This window comes from Actinosynnema sp. NPDC037264, assembly GCF_055603705.1.
The window spans coordinates 48,384-66,827 of the sequence record NZ_JBVJVK010000044.1; the positions used below are offsets into that span (position 1 = coordinate 48,384).

An 18,444-nucleotide genomic window follows, 5' to 3' on the forward strand; every position below is an offset into this window, starting at 1 on the left:
AAGACCAACGGCAGGGATCACGGAAGACAAGCGAGTCGCGCTTGGCCTGGAAACAGCTTCGCCAGGACCCCCGTCATCACGATCGGCGGAGGGGTCCTCGTCACAGAGGATCGAACACCCGTGTTCCACGGGAGCGACGAAGCGACGCAACAGTTCACCCACGGTCAGTCCGGGCAGCTCTCGAGCGCCGCGACGAATTCGTCGAACGACGCGGCGACGCGGCGAGGCACCCGGTCCTCGTCGATGTAGGCCACGGACGGCTCGCCGGTCGGGCCGCACTCCGAGTAGTCGAGCATCACGGTGTCGTGGCCCGCCGACGGGGTGTCGCAGATGACCACCCCGATGTCCGGGTAGCCCCACTCCCCCACCAGGTACCGGCTGCCCAACTCCGCCGAATCCACACCCCAGGCGCCGCCGAGGCCCCGCAGCCCGCGGATCTCGAAGTGGTCCGGGGCCCACGACGTCGGGAACGGGGTGGGCAGGCAACGGCGGCGTGGGGTGCCGCCGTTGCGCCGCGCCAGCAACGCGAGATAGGCCCGCGGGAGCCGGACGCCCAGGTGGGCCTCCGCCGCGCGGACCATCCCGTCGGTCAGAGGAGGACCCGTGTAGTACGGGTCCTCCTCGAAGAACGGCTCACTCATGCAGCTTGACCGCGTGCCCTCCCGTGTGGCCCGTGGCGGCGTGGACGTCACGGCGGATCAACTGCATCAGACCACTGTCCTGGTGGTGGTGCCAGGTGTAGTCGGACGGCGTGTTCTTCAGCCCGGCCGCCTCGTTGGCCAGCCGCTCGTCCACCTTCCGGTTGCCGGTCAGCTTGATCCGCACGTCCGGGACCTTCGGGTGGCGCCACTTCGAGAAGTCCGGGAAGCCGTTCTTGTCGAACGGGACCCCGGTCTTCGGGTGCTTGCCGCCGGCCAGGTGCTTGTTGCGGATGACGGGACCACCGCAGTTGTGCACCAGGACGTCGACCGCACCCGCCGCCACGTGGTAGGTGTGCAGTCCGTCGACGGTCAGGTTGTGCACCCGCTGCTGCTGCGTCCACGCCCTGACCGCGACCACCTGGACGTAGGTGCCGCTGCCGGTCCGCAGCAGCGTCCCGACCCGGAGGTCCTTCGCGTCGACCCACGACCCGAGGTCGGCCGCCCAGAACGGGTGGCCGTCGGTGGCGATGACGGCGCCCTTGCCGGCACCGGTGTCGACGGTGATCTCGACCAGGTCCTTCGAGCCGTCGCCGACGATGAGGTCGGTCACCGGTCGGACCTCGGTCACGCCCGTCTCCGGGTCGGTGGCCACGACCAGGTCGCCGACCTCCACCTCGCCGATCGGCTTGCGCGTGCCGTCGGCCATCAGCACCGGCGTCTCCGGGGTGAAGCTGTTGGGCACCGCGCAGGGCACCGACGTGGTGCGCGCCGCCTTGGCCGCGTCACCGCCCTTGTCCGCGGCACGGGCCGTGGCCTGGACGCCTTCGACGACCCGCTCCGCGTCCCGTGCCCGGTCGGCGGCCCGGACCACCTCCACGCCCTTCTCCGCCGCGCGACCGGCCTTGATCAAGGCGCCCGCACCGCCCGGCACGACGGGCAGCACCAGCGCCGCGCCGTCCGCGACGATGCCGACCGCGTCCAGCGCCGCGCCCCACCCGTTGCCCTCGCGGACGTTCTGCACGAAGCTCGCCACGCCGATCCCCAGGCTGATGGCGTCCCACGCGCTCTCCACGTACCGACCGTCGGGGTCGGTGAACTTCACCGGGTTGTTGTGGGCGTAGGTGTAGGCCGCGAGGTTGGCCGGCCGGTGCACGCCGCCCGCGGGCCCGCCGTCGAGGTAGGACTCGATGATCGGGTCCGGGCTCTGCCAGACCTGCGTGCGCGGGTTGTAGTAGCGGGCCCCGTAGTAGTAGAAGCCGGTCTCCTCGTCCAGCTCCTTCGACCCGTACAGGTACGGGACCGGTGTCGGCTGCGCCGGGTGCTCCTGCACCCACGGCTCGCCGAACGCGAAGTACTCAGTGTGCTCGGTCAGGTTGCCGTGCTCGTCGGTGACGTACCCCGACGAGCCGAGGTGGTCGGCGTGGAAGTAGAAGTGGTGGTTCTCGTAGGTGGAGTCGGTCTTGACGGTCTTCGTCGCGATCCGGGTGTCACCGACGAACACGTGCTTGAACGACGTGCCGTTGCGCTCGCTGAACGCCCGGTTGGGGTAGATGTGCTGCGGTCCGGCGTTCTTGACGACCCGGTTGCCCTCGTCGTCGTAGACGTACCTGACGGTCGCCGGCTGCTGCGGGCTGGTGCACGCGTCCGGGTGCTGGGCGACGGTCTTGTTGCGGCTGTGGTCCTGGTTGCAGGCGAGCCGGTTCTCCTCGTCCCACACGAGCTGCCGCCGCTTGCCCGGCGCGGGCGGCAGGGTGTTGACGGAGTCGACCAGGTTGCCGTTGGCGTCGTAGGACTCGTTGACGGGACCGACCGCGCTGGGCGCGTGCGGCTTCCCGCTGTGGTAGGCGTAGGCGTAGTCGTAGGTGGTCTTCTTCTGCTCCTGCGCCGTCGTCGCGGCCTGCACCGAGTAGGCGACCGGCTCGTACGCGGGTTGCGTGGTCGGCGCGGGCTCGGTCTGCGAGACCTGCTCGTCCTCGGGCTCGATCGGCCCCAGCGGCGGCAGGGCCTCGCCGGTCGCCGGGTCGGTGACCGGCTCGTCCGCCAACGTCGTCGTGTCCTGCGACAGGGCGGACGTGGAGCCGGACTGCACCAGGATCTCGTGCCGCTGGCTCTTGGCCGTCAGGTTGTGGATGGAGTCGTAGCCCAGGGCCATGGAGTACCGGTCGAGCTTGTTGTCCTTGTTCCGGTACTCGCCGGTGGCCGAGGTGAGCCGGTACAGGTCGTCGTAGCCGTAGGTCTGCCTGCTCGGACCGCCGATCGGCTTGCCGTGCGGCAGCGGCACGGTGTTGGTCAGCGACAGGACGTTGCCCACGTTGTCGTACTCGTAGCTGATGTCCTGGAACTGGTGACCGTCGGCCAGCCGCGACTTCAGGTTGCTCAGCTGCCGGTCGGCCGGGTCGTAGGCGAACGTGGTGCGCACACCCGTCCCGGTCTCCTGGAGCAGGCGCTGGCCGAACTTGTCGTAGTCGAGCCGCGTCAGGTACGGGTAGTCGAACCCGGCCTTGTGCCCGGTGGCGCGGGTGACCTGGCCTCCGGAGTCGTACTCGTAGGTGAGCACCTCGCCGTCGGGGTAGGTCAGGTCCAGCACCCGGTTGAACGAGTCGTACCGGTACCCGGTGGTGTAGCTCCGCGCGGGGGTGGTGAGCGCGGTGACCTCGCGGGTCTCGCTCGTCTTCTCGCCCAGCGCGCCGTACTTGCGGGTCACGGTGCCCGCCGCGTCGCGGACGGCCACCACGCGGTCCGCACCGTTGTCCGGCGCGCCCGGCCCGCCGTAGGTGTAGGTGACGTCGTTGCCGGAGAACACCGGGTACCGGATGCCGGCGAGCCGGTTGTACTCGTAGTCGTACTCGACGGCCTTGCCGGCCGCCCGCAGCTTCGCCGTGACCTTCGCCGTCTTGTTGCCCGCCAGGTCGTACCGGGTCTCGGTGCGGCCGGAATCGGGGCTGTCGACGACGGTGCGGCGGCCGAAGTTGTCGTACTCGGCCCTGGTCGTGTTGCCCTTGTCGTCCACGACGGTGGTGAGCTGACCCATCGGGTCGTAGCCGTAGCTGGTCCAGATCGCCGTGCCGGCGTTGAACTCCTGCACGGCGGTGGTCAGCACCCGCACGTCGGTGTAGGTGCTGCGCTGCTTGCCGTTGGCGTCGGTGGCGACCGTCCGGAACCGGGTCTCGCCGGAGCGGTCGGCGCCGAAGCCGTAGGCCAGCTCGTTGGACGTGCCGTCCGGCAGCACGGACTTCACGCTGCGGTCCACCACGTCGTAGCTCAGCCTGGTCGGTGCGACCGCGTCGTAGGCCGCGTTGAACGCCGTGTTGCCCGCGCCCTTCGGCTCGGTCACCGGGTAGTACTGCTCGACGACGCGGCCCAGCGGGTCGAACGTGACCCGGCCGGACACCACCATCACGTCGGCCGGCGCGCTGCCCGCGGTGTCGGCCACGGAGCCGTCCTGCTTGCTCTGCACCGGTCGGGCCAGGCCGTCGGCGAACTGGACGGTGTCGATCGTGTCGTCGCGGACGCCGGTGGCGGTGCGGTCGAGGTGCCGGGTGACGGCGTACGGGACGGCCGCCTCCGGGTGGTACTCGAAGTCGATCGTGGCCCGGCCGGAGCCGATCTCGTACGGCCCGACCACCTCGTCCACCCGGCCGACGCTGTCGTAGGACATGCGCAGCGACTGGCGGTTCTCGTCGACGGTGAGGTCCGGCAGGCCGAACCGCAGGTCGTGCGTCGCCGAGGACTCGTAGCCGAAGCTGTCCTTGATGGACTCGACGTGCACGCCGACGACGCCGTCGTAGCCGTACTCCTGCCGGTAGCGCTGCCCGTTCTTGTTGGCGGGCCCCGTAATGGCGAGCAGGTTGCCGTTGTCGTGGTAGGTCAGGTCGCTGACCGCGGCCGACCCGTCGGGCAGGATCTCGCGCACCGCCAGCACGTCACCGGTCGCGCAGTCCAGTGTGGACTCCCGGTGGCGCATCAGGGTGCGCGGGGTGGCGCCGTGCTCGCGGACGAGGTTCGCGACGCCGATGATGTTGCGGTCGCGGCACGCCGGGATCGAGGACGTGTAGCCGAACTCGGCCTCCACGTCGTCACCCGGGCCGGTGTCGGCGGCGTCGAACGACCGCACGAGGTTGCCGTGCTCGTCGTAGGCCATCTCGGTGTAGGTGGACTTGCCGGGGTTCGCCTGGCCCTCGTGGTAGTGCTTGTCCACGCGGGCCAGCAGCGGGAAGACCCGCGCCGTCGTCGCCTTCGGGTTCGCGTCCGCGCCGGTGGCGACGTCGCGCAGCCGGTAGGTGTTGACCGTCTCCTGGAACAGCCCGCCCGACGCGTCCGCGGTCGCCGACCGGGTCACCAGGCCGCGCAGGTAGTAGCTGTCGGTGCGGTACTCGCTGGTCAGCGCCCGCAGGAGGGCGTCGCCCGAGCCCGCGTCGCGCTGCTCGGAGACCACCTTGCCGTAGCCGAGGAACTCGCGCTCCAGCCGGTCGTACCGGCCCGCCTCGTAGCGGAACGTGGACAGCTGCACGTCCTGGCCGTCACCGGGGTGCCCGTCGTGCACGGCGGAGCGGGAGAGCACCCACTTCGAGTCGGGCTGGTCCTGCGTGTTGCCGGACCGGGTGTAGTCCAGGTCGATCCGGGCGCCCAGCGGCCGGGACACGGTGCGCAGCAGGTTCGTGCGCCCGGTCTTGTTGGCCGCCACCACGAGCTCGTCGTCGCGGGTGGAGCGGACGTGGTCGGCGTAGCCGTCGCCGTTGACGTCGCGCAGCGCCACCTCGGCGCGGCCGATGCCGGTGGAGACGTCGGCGCCGGGGTTGAAGACCAGGCAGCCGAAGAAGAAGCAGAACCCGAACGTGAAGTACACGCCGCCGCCGAGGGTGGCGTTCTCGTCCTTGCCGACGTCGCCCGCGCTGCCGCGGAACGGGGTCGGCGCGCCGAACCCGTTGCCGGTGTTGACGGCGACGCCGACGGGGTTGTCGCCGTTGGCGAACACGCGGTCGGCCAGGCCGTCGCCGTTGACGTCCAGCAGCGTGGCGCTGGTGACCGACGAGCCGAGCGCCGCCGACACACCGCCCGCGAAGCCGTAGTAGTTGGTGTTGAAGCCCAGGTTCACCCCGGCGCTGGTGGTCTTGCCGTCGTTGACCGGGCCGCCCGGCCACGGCTCGCGCGCGGCGAACGAGTAGCCGAGGTTCAGCGCGGCGTCGCCGTTGTCGAACACCTTGTCCGGCAGGCCGTCGCCGTTGATGTCGATCAGGTCGTGCCCGGTGTCGGACTCGCCGCCGCCGACGTTGCCGCCCACGCCGAGCGCGGGCATCTCCGGGCCGGACTTGGCGCTGTTGGCGTTGCGGCTGCCCGAGGGCGCCGCCTCGCCGCGACCGTTGCCGCTGGTGCGGGCCGGGCTGCCCGCGTTGGCGTTCACGCCGTAGGCCAGCGAGTCGGACTCGCGCACCGCGCCGCCGACGCTGCCCCTGGTGTCGCCCAGACCGCCGGTCATGTCGGAGTACTGCACGCCCGCCGACCCGACGACGTCCGGGAACCGGTCGCCGTTGAGGTCGAGGAAGTCGAGCTGCCCGGTGGAGCGGCCCTTCGCGACGCTCGCGCCACCGCCGATCGGGACGCCGGGGATGCTCGCGCCGAACGTGGTCGAGATCTGCTGCGTGCGCCCGCGCCGGGACACGGCCGCCGCACCCGCGACGTCGCCGTCGGTGAGGACGTCGATGGTGTCCAGACCGAGGCGCGAACTGGCCGAGGCGTCCCGCGAGACCCACGTGTTGTCGTCCGCGCCGGCCCAGCGGTCCTGCGCGGGAAGCGGTGCGAACACCACCACCCTGGGCTGCTTGACCTGCGGGTTCTCCGTGAAGCCCGGCACGTCGTCCTCGGTCGGCCCGTCGGGCAGCTCGTCGCGGTAGCTCTCGTCCAGGACGAGGTCGCCGCGGCTGATCGGCTTGGTCGCCCGGTCGCGGTTGCCCTGGTAGCCCACGGCGCCCCAGCCCCGGTACGGCTGCGCGAACGCGCCCTGCTCGGCGGAGGCGTGCAGGGCGCTGGGCACGGCGGTGAAGTTCGTGCCGTCGTGGGAGAGCGACGCCGACTGGCCCGTCAACCGCGAGGGCAGGGCGGTGTCGAGGGTGGCGAAGTCGAAGAACAGCTCGTCGCCCTGGGCGACCTCGGCGGTGACGCGCAGCGAGGCCGGGTCGGGCACCTGGCCGTCCACGACGTCGATCACCCGCTTGGCGAGCAGCCCGCCGCGCTTCTTGACCGTGAAGACGACCCGGGTGTCCGGGGTCTGGCCCGCGAAGTCGAACGTCAGCGCGGGCTCCACGGTGACGGTGCCGCCGTGCGTCGCCGTGTACGACGCCTGCGGCGAGGTCAGCGTGGAGACCGGGTACATGTCCAGGTCGTACGGCGGGTGGATGACCAGCGTCGGGTTGCCGTTGTCGTCCACCACCGAGTCGACGCCCTGCGCCGCCGTGTAGTGGGCGCACGGCACCCAGCGCAGCGTCCCGGCGTCGACCGGCGAGTCGACCTTCAGCCGCCACGACAGCGTGTCGTCGGCGGTGACCGGGACGTCCAGGTCGATCGACGCGGTGCCGGCAGCGCCGCGGGCCAGCGTGTGGCTGTAGACGTCGGAGCCGTTGCGGGTCACCACGACCGTCACGTCGTCGGTCGTGGGACCGGACTTGGCGACGTCACCGGACAGGTGCAGCGTGCCGGTCAGCGGCGCGACGACGACCGAGGGCCGGCCGCCGAGGGTGAAGTCGCGGGAGGCGAGGTAGGTGTCGTTGGCCAGGCCGTTGACGTCGGTGCTCGCGGGGACGCCGGTGTAGGTGACCCGCGGGTCCCACGCGACCGCGTCGAAGCGGCCGTCGAGCACGGACTGGACGCGGAAGAACAGCGCTTCGCCCTTGCGCACGGCGATGTCGTCGGTGCCCGTCGGCGCGAACTCGATGTGGTCGTCCGGGCCGATGCGCTGCGACCACAGCTCGGTGTCCTGGTGCTGGACGGCGACCCGGACGCCGTCGGCCGAGCGGTACGCCTGCCGTTCGGGGCTCGTGTCCTGCACCAGCTTCACGCGGCCGTCCACGCGGACCGTGCCGTCGAACGGCGCCACCCAGCGGCGGACGCCGTCCAGCAGCGGGAACGCGTCGACCTGGCGCTCGAACTCGGCGGTCTGGTCGCCGACGATCGTGCCGGACGCGGTGCCGTCGCCGACGGGGACGCCGGTGTCGCCGCTGTCGGCGCTGTAGGCGGGCCGGCCGTCGGCGTCCAGGTGGCCGAACAGGACGCCGCCGTTGTTCACCAGGTCGGTGATGCCGTCGCCGTTGACGTCGGTGAAGTAGCGGTCGGAGGTCGTGGTGGTGGAGACGTAGTCCAGCTGTGCCGCCACGCCGAAGTAGGACTCGATGCCGACCGTGCCGGACCGCGTCTTCTCCGACGAGATGCCCGGCAGGTTCGTCAGGCGGATCGGGGTGTCGCCGAACCTGGCCTGGCCGTCCGGTCCCGACTCGTTGGGGCGGTAGAACACGCCGCCGTCGGAGCGGAACACCTTGTCCGGCAGGTTGTCGCCGTTGACGTCGGCGAGCGCGAGCAGGCCGTCGGAGGAGCCGGAGTTGTAGCCGACCTTGAGCCCCGCGGAGTTCGACTTGCTCACCGAGGTCGGGTTGTAGCCGACGTACAGGTGCCCGCCGGCGCTGGTCGACGTGGTCGCCGAGAGGGCGCTGGCCTCGCCGTCGCGGATGTTCACGCCCAGGTCGTCGTCGGCGACGGCCCAGTTGCCCGCCGCGTCGAACGCGTCGTACCCGCCGGAGGCGTCGCGGATGTCGTCGAAGTAGTCGAACGCGTGGGTGTTGAAGCGGGTGTTGCCCGCGTCGAACTGGCTGACCGAGCCGAGCAGCGTCTTGGCGAACGCGCCCTGGCGGTAGTCCAGCTCGTAGGCGCGGATCAGGGTGTCGTCCACCTTCACCTCGACCCGCCGCAGCAGGTCCGCGGTGACCCGCTTGAACCCGGAGCGCGCCTCGATCTGGACGTCGCCGCGGCGCGGCTCGCCCCGGTCGCGGTCGCGGGTGAAGGTGACCGAGTAGCGGCCCTCGGTGTCGCCGTGGCCGGTGTAGGTGATCTTCGCGGGGTACAGGTTGGCGCCCGGCACCGATCCGCCCGCGACACCGGCGTCCTCGACGCGGACGTTGTGGTAGCGCACGAAGTTGTCGTTGGTGTCACGGGTTTCGCGCAGCGCCCAGGTGGCGATGTTGCCGGACGCGTCGGCCAGCGTGGCGGTCTCCTCGCCGCCGAAGACCGACCGCGTGCCTTCCCGGTCCACGACCTCCCACCAGTAGTTGGTGGGGTGGTCGCCGTGCCGGACGATCTTGTCGAACCGCCCCTCGACGCGGGTGTGGAACACCTTCTCGGCGGTGCGCGCCTGGAGCTCGCCGCGGTGCGCGACGGGGGTGAGCTGCTCGCCGTTGAGCAGGTAGGTCTCGGTTTCCAGGCCGGCGTGGTAGCGGGGCACGCCCCAGCGGGTGTCCAGGGTGATCGCGGCCTGGGCGAGGTCCCAGCCGACGCCGGTCCAGCCGTTGCCGCCGGCGGAGTTGTACTGGACGACGAGCTGCGGCTGCATGCCCGCCCGGCCCGGCGGCACCTCCAGCGGGTACGACAGCCGGGCGTCGCCCAGGTTGTTCGCACTGGGCGCGGAGACGAGGTTGACCCCGCTGCTCGGGTCCGCGGCCTTGATGCCCTTGAGCTGGTTGGGGTTGAACGCGGCGCCCTCGGGGTGGTCCGGCGCGGTCACCGAGCCGCTGCCCGCCGAGGTCGGGCTGACCCGGTCGTACAGCTCGGGCGGCGTCAACCCGATGCCGACCAGCGCCAGGAGCGCGAGGAGGGCGGTCGCGGCACGTCCCCTGGACCTCGGTCTGCGGCGTAATCCGGCGCGAGCGAACATGCGGCGTCCCCCTCATCAGGCGGCGGTCTTCCCTAGCCTGTTCGGGGAGCGGCGTCCCGGTCGTTACGCGAGCGCCCGTCCGTCACTCGTCCGGCCTAGCAACACGACGGCGGTGGTGGTGTCAGTGGCGGTCCAGGCCCCAGTTCCCGATCGGGCTCAGGCGGCGGTGTTGCAGCGTGCCTGGCCGAACACCAGGTAGCCGCGCTGCACACCGGAGCTGTCGACGTTGCCGTCGCAGTCGATCGCCCGGTAGCCGTTGAACTGGGTGTGCTCCGGGTCGGCGTACCACTGGTACAGGCACGCGTAGCCGCTCTTGCACACCGGGATGGCCTGGGCGGAGGCGGGCGCGAGGGCCACGACGCCGAGTGCCGCCACGACGGCGACCAGCAGCCGACGGATCACGGTGGACCTCCTTGCTCCGGGAACGGGTCCCGGGACGCGCGGTGCGGGGACGCCGTCCAGGATGGCAGCGGGACCGGAAACCGCAGCACCACCGATCGGCAGATCGCTTCGGGACGACCGAAGCCGTGCACCGCCGCACGGCGTCACTCGCGCTCCGCGCAGGTCGCGGGCGGCGGTTCGCGCACGGGGAAGTCGTGGGCGATCACGTGGCAGAGCCGGTCGATCGCCTGCTCCACCCCGGTGGTCCACGGGGTGATCGTCCGGTCCCGGCTGCTGCTGGCGACCGTCGCGCCGTCCGGGCTCCACGACAGGTCGGTCACGGACCCCGTGTGCCCGCTGAGCTCCGCCCAACGGGTGTAGCCGTCCGTCTCCCACAGCGTCACCGCGTGCTCTTCGCCGAACGTGGCGATCAGGCGACCGTCGGGGCTGAACGCCAACCACTCGATCGGACTCGTGCGGCTGACCAGCTCGCCCTTCCGCTCCCGCGTGGCGACGTCCCAGACCACGACCTCGCCCTCGCCGTCGATCGTGGCCGCCTGTCCCCCGTCCGGGCTGAACGCGACCATCGGCACCGGCCCGTCGCCGACGTCCAGGGTCCCGCGCGGCTCCAGGGTGGTCGCGTCCCAGAGCAGGACGCGCCCGCGCGAGGTCGCGACCGCCAGCACGCTCCCGTCGGGGCTGTACTCCATGTGCAGCGCGGATTCCCCCTCCACGGTGCGGCTCACCCGCGGCCGCCCGGCCACGTCCCACAACGCGACGGTCCGGCCGTTGGTCAGCAGCGCGAGGGTGCGCGAGTCCGGGCTGAACGCCGCGCGCCGCGCCACGACGCCGTCATCGCGACCGGTCACCACGGCCACGGTCCGCAGCGTCTCCGCGTCGCGGATCGTGACCTCGCCCTGGTGGCCGGCGGCGAGCAGTCGCCCGTCCGGGCTCTGGACCGGACCGATGGTGTCCAGGGAGGTGTTGCCCGAGCCCGCGACGGTCGCGCGCGGCGTGCGGTGCTCCCGGTCCCAGACCACGAGCGTGCCGTCCGCGCTGCTGCTGGCCAGGGTGGCGCCCTCGGGGTTGAACGCCACGCCGCTGACCGTGTCGACGTGACCCACGAACGGGAACCCGGCGCGGTCCCACAACAGGATCCGGCCACCGCTGCCCGCGATGAACCGCCCGTCGGGGCTGAACGTCGCGCTGGCCACCCCGCGGCTCTTCGACTTGACGAGCTGCCCGATCCGCGTGCGGCGCGGGACGTCCCACAGCAGCGCGTCCCCGCCGATGTCGACGGCGACGAGCCGGTCGCCCTGCCGGCTGAACTCCACCCGGCGCACGCTGTCGACGTGGTCGAGATCGGCGACGTGCCGCCGGGTCGCGGTGTCCCACAGCCGGACCACGCGACCGGGACCGGCGGTCGCGATGGTGGCGCCGTCGGGGCTGAACGCCACCGACAACGACCGCCTGGTGTCGTCGACGGGGATGCGGTCCACCGCCCGGGACGTCGCCACGTCCCACAACGTGATCCCACCGCCCTCGCCGGTGAACGCGAGCAGCTTCCCGTCCTGGCTGAACGCCAGGTCGGAGGGACCGCGGTCCACCAGCGTGACGAGCGGCCGGCCGGTCGCGGCGTCCCAGAGGCGCACCCCCGCGTCGCCGGCGGAGGCGAGCAGCCGCCCGTCCGGGCTGAACCTGATCTTGGTGATCGAGCCGGGGGCCTTGCCTTCCAGGGCGACCGACCGGTCGGCCACGTCCCAGACGACGAAGCCGCCGTCCGCCGTGCCGTGCGCCAGGCGGCGGCCGTCGGCGCTGAAGTCGACCGTCAGCGCCTGCCCGGGCCGTCCGCTCAGGACGCCCGACTTCGTGCGGCTGCCCACGTCCCACAGGTCGACCTCGCCGGCGGCGCCGGGAGCGGCCAGCAGGCGGCCGTCCGGGGAGAAGGCGGTCTCCGCGGGCATCCCGGCCGAAGGGGACAGCTCGGCGGCGTAGTGGCGCCGGGACGCGAGGCTGAGCACGGCGCTGCGCGCTTCGACGGTCGGGTGGCTCCGGTAGGCGTCCAGGGCGCGCCGCATCGCCGCCCCCACGTCCTGGTCGGCTTCGGTCATGGCCTCGGCGGCCAGCTGGCGCGACGCCGTGATCAGCCCCTGGGCGATCGCGTCCTGGCGTTGGCGCACGGCCACGGCGGTCATCGTGATCGCGGCCACCAGCAGCACCGCGAGCGCTCGGGACGACCACCGCAGCTGCCGGGTGCGGCGTCGGCGGGAGGCCTGCTCGCGTTCGTCGGTGGTGAGGCTGGTGCGCAGGAACGACGCCTCGTCGGTGGTGAGGTTGCCGCTGTGGCGCTGCGCCCAGTCGCGGGCCGCCACCAGCCGTGAGCCGCGGTACAGCGCGCCCGGGTCGCGGTCGAGGGACAACCACGTCTGGGTGGCCTCGGTGAGCTGGCGGTGCACGCGCAGGCCGTTGCGGTCCTCGGCCAGCCAGCCGCGCAGTCGCGGCCAGGAGCGGACCAGCGCTTCGTGCGCCAGCTCCACGCCGTCGTGGTCGACGGTCACCAGCCTCGCGTCGACCAACGTCGCGAGCACGGCGGTGGTGTCGGGGTCGTCGTCGAGCTCGCCGCGCCGGACGCGACGCTTGGTGTCCTCGGTGCCGTCGCCGAGCGCGATCAACCGCAGCAGGATCTGCCGCGCCAGTTCCCGACCGCGGTCACCCAGCGCGGTGTAGGCGTGCTCGGCCGTCTGCGCGACGGCGCCGCGGATACCGCCCGCCATCTCGTACCCGTGCACGTCGAGCGTGTTGCCGCGGCGGCGCCGCCACGTCTCCAGCAGGGCGTGCGAGACCAGCGGCAGCGTCCCGACCTGGCCGGTCACGTCGGCGACGATCCGGGCGAGCAGCGCGCCCTCCACCGCGTACCCCGCCTGGACCGCCGGGCTGGTGATGGCCTGGCGCAGCTCTTCGGCCGTCATCGGGTCGACGGGCACGTGCGCGTCCGCCAGGAACGCGGCGAGCCCCGGGTGGGCCGCGCAGTGCCCGTAGAAGTCCGCGCGCACCCCGAGCACGACGCGGCAGCGGCTGTTCTCCGCCTGTGCGGCGACCAGCAGCGCGTCGACGAAGTGGTTCCGCTCGTCCTCGTCGTGGCAGAGCGTGAACACCTCCTCGAACTGGTCGACCACGAGCAGCAGCTCCACCTCCGGCGGCTGCTCCGCCAGCGCCTGCCGGACGAACAGGTGCAGGTTGCGCGGGTCCGCGGCGAACTCCGCCCGCAGCTGCCCGGCGGTGCGCCCGTCGAGCCGACCGAGGTGGATCGCGCACTCCTCCAGCGGCCGGGCCCCCGGCGTGAACAGGACCGCCTGCCACCCGTCGGCGCGCAGCCGCGGCAGCACCCCGGCGCGCAGCAGGGAGGACTTGCCCGCCCCGGAGACGCCGGACACGACCAGGAACCGGCCGCCCGCCACCCGCGAGGTCACCTCGGCGACGAGCCGGTCGCGGCCGAAGAACCGGTGCGCGTCCTCCGACCGGAAGGGCGCCAACCCCACGTACGGCGAACCGGTCGTCTCCGCGGGCCGGTCGCGCTCCCGCGCGGCGGCCGTCGCGGCGGCGAGGTCGTGCCACCGCTGCTCCCACTCGGCCTGGTCGCCGTCGCACGCGCGGACGTAGGCCAGCGTGACCGGCAGGCTCGGCAGCTTCCGCCCCGCCGCGGCGCTCGACAGCGCCGTGGCGGAGAAGTGCGCACGCCCGCTCAGCTCCCGGTAGGTCGGGCTGCCCGCCTTCTCCCTCAGCCGGCGCAGGTCGGCCGCGAACTCCACCAGCGCGTCGTCCCCTGCCTCGAGCGGGCGCTCCCGACGTGGCAATGCCGTCCCCCAGGCATCGGTGGCCATTCATCAGACCTTGTTGTACACCGTCCGGCCACCGACAGCGATCAATTCCGCGGCACTACGGATGAGGTCGACGGGCGCGACACCGTCGAGATCGACAACCGTGAGAGGCCGGTGCTGACGTTGACCGAGTTGACCCGCCGTGCGTTCCTGGGCACGACCACCGTGACGGGAGGCGCCGCCCTCGGGCTCATCGGCGCCAGGGCGTCCGCGAGCCCTCAGCTGCGCTTCCCACCGCAGGGAGCGGTCGCGGTGGGACCGGACGACCTGCGCTACCAGGACCTGGTCAACCGCGGTTTCAACGCCCGGTTCGCGGCGCGGCCCGAGTGGATCCGCCTGGTCCACACGACCGGGCAGGTCGTGCGGGTGGTGGACGAGGCCGTGCGCGCCGGCAAGCGGATCTCCGTGCGCAGCGGCGGGCACTGCTTCGAGGGCTTCGTCGACGACCCGTCGGTGCAGGTGATCGTCGACACCTGCGAGATGAACGAGGTGTACTACGACCCCGAGCGCAGGGCGTTCGCCGTCGAGGTCGGCGCCACGCTCGGCCAGGTGTACCGGACGCTGTACCTCGGTTGGGGCGTCACGGTCCCCGGTGGCGAGTGCCACCAGGTGGGCGTCGGCGGGCACGTCGTCGGTGGCGGGTTCGGCCCGCTGTCGCGCCGGGACGGGTTGATCGTGGACCACCTGTACGCGGTGGAGGTGGTCGTGGTGGACCGCTGGGGGCGTGCCCGCGCGGTGGTGGCGACCCGTGACGCCGACGACCCGAACCGGGAGCTGTGGTGGGCGCACACGGGTGGTGGTGGCGGGAACTTCGGCATCGTGACCAGGTACTGGCTGCGGTCACCGGGGCGCACCGGCGACGATCCGGCGACCGCGTTGCCCGAGGCGCCGGGAACGCTGCTCAAGGCCGAGGTGACCTGGCCGTGGAGCCGGATGACCGAGCAGGCGTTCACCCGGCTGGTGCGCAACCACGGCGCGTGGCACGAGCGGCACGCCACCGACCAGGCGCCGTGGTCGAGCCTGTGGAGCCAGCTCACCCTCACCCACCGCGCGCTGGGCCGGATCGGCCTGATCGCCCAACTCGACGGCGCGCTGCCCGGCGTCCGGCAGTTGATGGACGGCTACCTCGCGGCGCTGGCCGACGGCGTCGGTGTGCCGCACGAGGTGCGGATGTCGTTCACGCCGTGGTTGAAGGCCACCATGGGCAACGGCTTCGACACCACCGGCATGAACCGCACCAAGTCCGCGGACGCCTTCCTCCGCCGGGCCTGGACCGAGCAGCAGATCGCGACCTGCTACCGGTACCTGGGGGACGGGCGGCAGACGGGCATCGGTGCGGTGTTCCTCTACTCGTACGGGGGGAGGATCAACGCGGTGCCGTCGTCGGAGACCGCCGTGCCGCAGCGCGACTCGGTCCTTCGGGCCTGGGTCACCTCGTTCTGGGCGGCACGGGAGCAGGACGCCGACCAGGTGGCGTGGGTCCGCGAGTTCTACCGCGACCTCTACGCCGCGACCGGCGGCGTCCCCGTGCCCGACACCGCGACCGACGGCGTGGGCGTCAACTTCCCGGACGTGGACCTCGCCGACCCGCGCTGGAACACCTCCGGCGTGCCGTGGCACACGTTGTACTACAAGGCGAACTACCCCCGACTGCAACGGGTCAAGGCCCGCTGGGACCCCCGCGACGTCTTCCACCACGCCTTGTCCGTCAAGTCGACGTGACGGCCCAACCGATCACCGCGCGACGCCCGTTCACCCCGCGACGTCGGCGAAGAAGGTCACCGCCGACCAGTAGCAGAACGCGAACAGCGCCAGGTAGATCACCGACGACTGCGCGAACTGGTGGCGCAACGGCACGGCCAGCGTGTCGCCACCCTGGCCCGGGACCGTCGGCAACCACCGTCGCACTTCGTCGGCGTGCGGGGTGAGCCAGGCCAGGGCCAGGAAGACGTTGACGAGCGCGCCGAGCAGGATGATGCCGAACTGGCTGTCGAACGACAGCAGGAACTGGAGCTGGGTGACGTACAGGACGACCACGACGGCGTTCAGGCGTACCCGGAACCGCGCATACGTGGTGCGGGACGACGCGAGTTCCATGGCCAGCCAGAAGAGGTAGAGGCAGCACGGCACGCAGATCCAGAACATCAGCTTGGCCACCTCCGGGACGAGGCGGCCCACACCCTCGTCCTGGATGAAGCTGCTGTACACCCGGCCCTCTCCGAACAGGGTGACGGCCAGCAGCCAGGTCGCGCACAGCCTCATCGCGTGGCTCTTGTACCACACGGGTCCGGGCACGACCATTCTCGTCAACCTCTCCGGGAGGGCCGGGAAGGAGTAGGCGGCATTCGTCGCCGGACCCTGTCGGATGGAGCGCGCGAGCAGGGCGAGCTTGTCGGGCGATCGCTCGCGGTAGTCGAACCACTGGTGGCGGTTGAGCAGTTCCAGGGTCTCGACGTGCCGAATGGTCGTGCACACCACGTAGATCAGGTCGGGGTTCTCTCGCTCGACGCGCTCCAGCCAATCCAGCGGGGTGCGGTTGGACAGCAGGACGACGGCGACGTCGCGCTGTTGCGAGCCGCCACCGTCGGCAGCCGCGCTCTCGGCCAGTGCGGCCTCGATCTCCGTTGCGACGTGACCATCGGCGGGCTGGTGCAGCAGTCGCCACGGCCGTTCGGATGCGGTCCGCGGCGGCTCCGGCGGTGTCCCCCCGCGCTGCGATCGTTCGGCGGACCGGGGCGGGTCCACCGCGAGCGCGCCCCGGTGCTCGTTGTGCTGGAGTCGTGACCTCTCGGGCGCGACGCCGGTGGCGAGCCAGCGGTACAGGGAGGCGGAGCGCCGTGATCTCACGTACGCGACCACCGCGAGCCCGAGGAGCAGCAGTGTCGGCCAGCGCCACTGCGCGCTCGTGGCCGTCAGGTACGGCGCCGCGTCACCTGCGGAGAGAAAGGCGGATCCGTACTCGAAAGAAGATGACGAGCTGTACTCCACGTACTGCGCGAGGAGCATGTCGTCGAGGTCTCACCAGGCCGAGGAGTGCAGGTTGGCCGGCGTCGACATGAAGCCGCCGCCGATGCTGACGATGACGTGACTGGTCGAGTGGTCGATGAAGCTGGTGTTCAGGTAGAGCCAGCAGGAGCCGAGCAGCGCGAGCGGGACCAGGGGGAAGGAGAACCTCCGCCGGTAGAGGATCGCCACCAGGAGGAACGCCACCAGACCCGTGAGCGTCAAGGTGATCACGGCGATTCCCAGGAATGCGTAGACCTTGCTGGAGAGCCCGTGGAAGGTCAACCCGAGCAGGTGGGTCGTGAAGCCCACGTCGGCCTCTTCGGGAATGTTCTTCTCGTGCGGCGTGGTGATCGCCACCAGGGTTCGGAGGTTGAGGACGTCGAAGAACACACTCGTCGCGAGCACCAGGACCAGGGTGGCCGTCGTCAGGAAGACGTCCGGCGGCAGGCGCAGCGGAAGGCCCAGCGGGTTTGCCCTCGGGACCCGATCGCGATGGTGCCGGGGCTCGGCCAGCAGTTCGACCAGTGTCCGCACCTTCGGTTCGAACCGGCTGCGCAGGTCGACGACCGCCACGGCCGCACGGCTCAACTCGGGTGGAAGATCGACCGCTTCGAAGAGGACGACGTATATCCGCTTGCCGTTCTCCAGGGCCGTGCGCCATTCGTAGTCGACGTTCTTCGACGCCAAGGCGTCACGTGACGCCACGAGCACCAGGGAGTCGCACGCCGCGAGACCCCGATCGATGCTCTCCCTCCAGTCGGCACCCGCCTGGATCCGGTGCGTGTCGAACCACACGGACACCGAACCACCCGTCAAGCGCAGCATCAACGACTCGGCGAAGTAGAACTGCCTCCGCGAATAACTGAGGAACACGTCGGGATCTCCCACCTGGTCTTCCCGCCCCGCACCTCGCCCGACATCGGAATCCGGCGGCACATCGCCCGCGCCCATGTCGTCGAGGCCGTCGTGGAAGCGAGTGCGGAGGTAGCCCAGGACGATCGGGCTGACGGCCGCCGACACCACGAGCCAGCCGTCCAACGACGTCTCGACCAGCAAGGCGATGACCACTCGCAACGCCTCGGCGGAGACCGCTACGGCGAACCCGGGACCGCGCCGGGCGAAAATGAGCAGGACACCGACCACCTCGATGGCGGACACCACTCCCAGCACCGGATCCCAAGGTGACGACGAGCGCCCGTGGTCGATGTCGACCTCGAATTCGGTGACCGTGATGTACATCGCCCAAGCGGCCTGCCCGAGAACGAGGCAGAGCAAGGTGATCGGTAACGCCCCTTCTCCCCGGGACGAGCCTGCGCCGGCGCTGTGGTGCATGGTCCCCCACTCGTCGAACAGCCGCGACAGTCGACGTCCTGACCGAACTCGCCCCCCGGCATCCTCCCGTGCAGGCGAGGCGGTCGAGGACTTGGCGACACAGTAGCGTCGAGGACTTGCCCACGGGACCGCATCGGGTGAGAGCAATCGGAAGGAGCAACCGGGCCGCCAGGACGATCGGCACGCCGCCTCACGCTCGGACAATTCCAGGTGACGTCTGACAATTCACACTTTCCAGTGAAGATACGAATCGTTCGGCCGGGCAGGCGGAGCCTCCGACATCATGGGGACA

At 71.5% G+C, this 18,444-nt stretch carries 7 protein-coding genes; 1 reads left to right on the plus strand and 6 read right to left on the minus strand.

Annotation, left to right across the window (positions count from 1 at the left end; all coding sequences use genetic code 11):
- Nucleotides 1-164 precede the first annotated feature (164 nt).
- The 4 genes from ACZ7GX_RS33450 to ACZ7GX_RS33465 all read right to left on the minus strand — a co-directional run bounded on the left by ACZ7GX_RS33450 (nucleotide 165) and on the right by ACZ7GX_RS33465 (nucleotide 13,817).
- On the minus strand, nucleotides 165-641 hold the full coding sequence (locus ACZ7GX_RS33450) for an SMI1/KNR4 family protein (RefSeq protein ID WP_498782635.1): 477 nt from the start codon (nucleotides 639-641) through the stop codon (nucleotides 165-167).
- A complete protein-coding gene (locus tag ACZ7GX_RS33455) occupies nucleotides 634-9,555 on the minus strand; it encodes a SpvB/TcaC N-terminal domain-containing protein (RefSeq protein ID WP_498782637.1) in 8,922 nt (2,973 codons plus the stop codon). Before ACZ7GX_RS33455 ends, ACZ7GX_RS33450 begins: the two co-directional genes overlap by 8 nt.
- Nucleotides 9,556-9,711: 156 nt before the next feature.
- Complete coding sequence (locus ACZ7GX_RS33460; RefSeq protein ID WP_498782639.1) at nucleotides 9,712-9,957, minus strand: DUF6289 family protein; 246 nt, start codon at nucleotides 9,955-9,957, stop codon at nucleotides 9,712-9,714.
- 143 nt (nucleotides 9,958-10,100) lie between these two features.
- Nucleotides 10,101-13,817 (minus strand): nSTAND1 domain-containing NTPase, encoded by a 3,717-nt coding sequence (locus ACZ7GX_RS33465; RefSeq protein ID WP_498782641.1) that lies wholly within the window; start codon nucleotides 13,815-13,817, stop codon nucleotides 10,101-10,103.
- A 111-nt stretch (nucleotides 13,818-13,928) separates the two neighbouring features.
- Here ACZ7GX_RS33465 and ACZ7GX_RS33470 point away from each other — a divergent pair, with 111 nt between their 5' ends.
- Entirely contained in the window at nucleotides 13,929-15,536 is a 1,608-nt protein-coding gene (locus tag ACZ7GX_RS33470) for an FAD-binding oxidoreductase (RefSeq protein ID WP_498782643.1), read from the plus strand.
- Nucleotides 15,537-15,566: 30 nt separating this feature from the next.
- Here the strand turns inward: ACZ7GX_RS33470 and ACZ7GX_RS33475 are convergent, their stop codons facing one another.
- Together ACZ7GX_RS33475 and ACZ7GX_RS33480 are read right to left on the minus strand one after the other, a co-directional pair.
- Entirely contained in the window at nucleotides 15,567-16,820 is a 1,254-nt protein-coding gene (locus tag ACZ7GX_RS33475) for a hypothetical protein (RefSeq protein WP_498782645.1), read from the minus strand.
- Nucleotides 16,821-16,832: 12 nt separating this feature from the next.
- The gene (locus tag ACZ7GX_RS33480) at nucleotides 16,833-18,299 is read right to left on the minus strand and encodes a toll/interleukin-1 receptor domain-containing protein (RefSeq protein WP_498782647.1); all 1,467 of its coding nucleotides are present in this window, start codon (nucleotides 18,297-18,299) and stop codon (nucleotides 16,833-16,835) included.
- Between the last annotated feature and the right edge of the window lie 145 nt (nucleotides 18,300-18,444).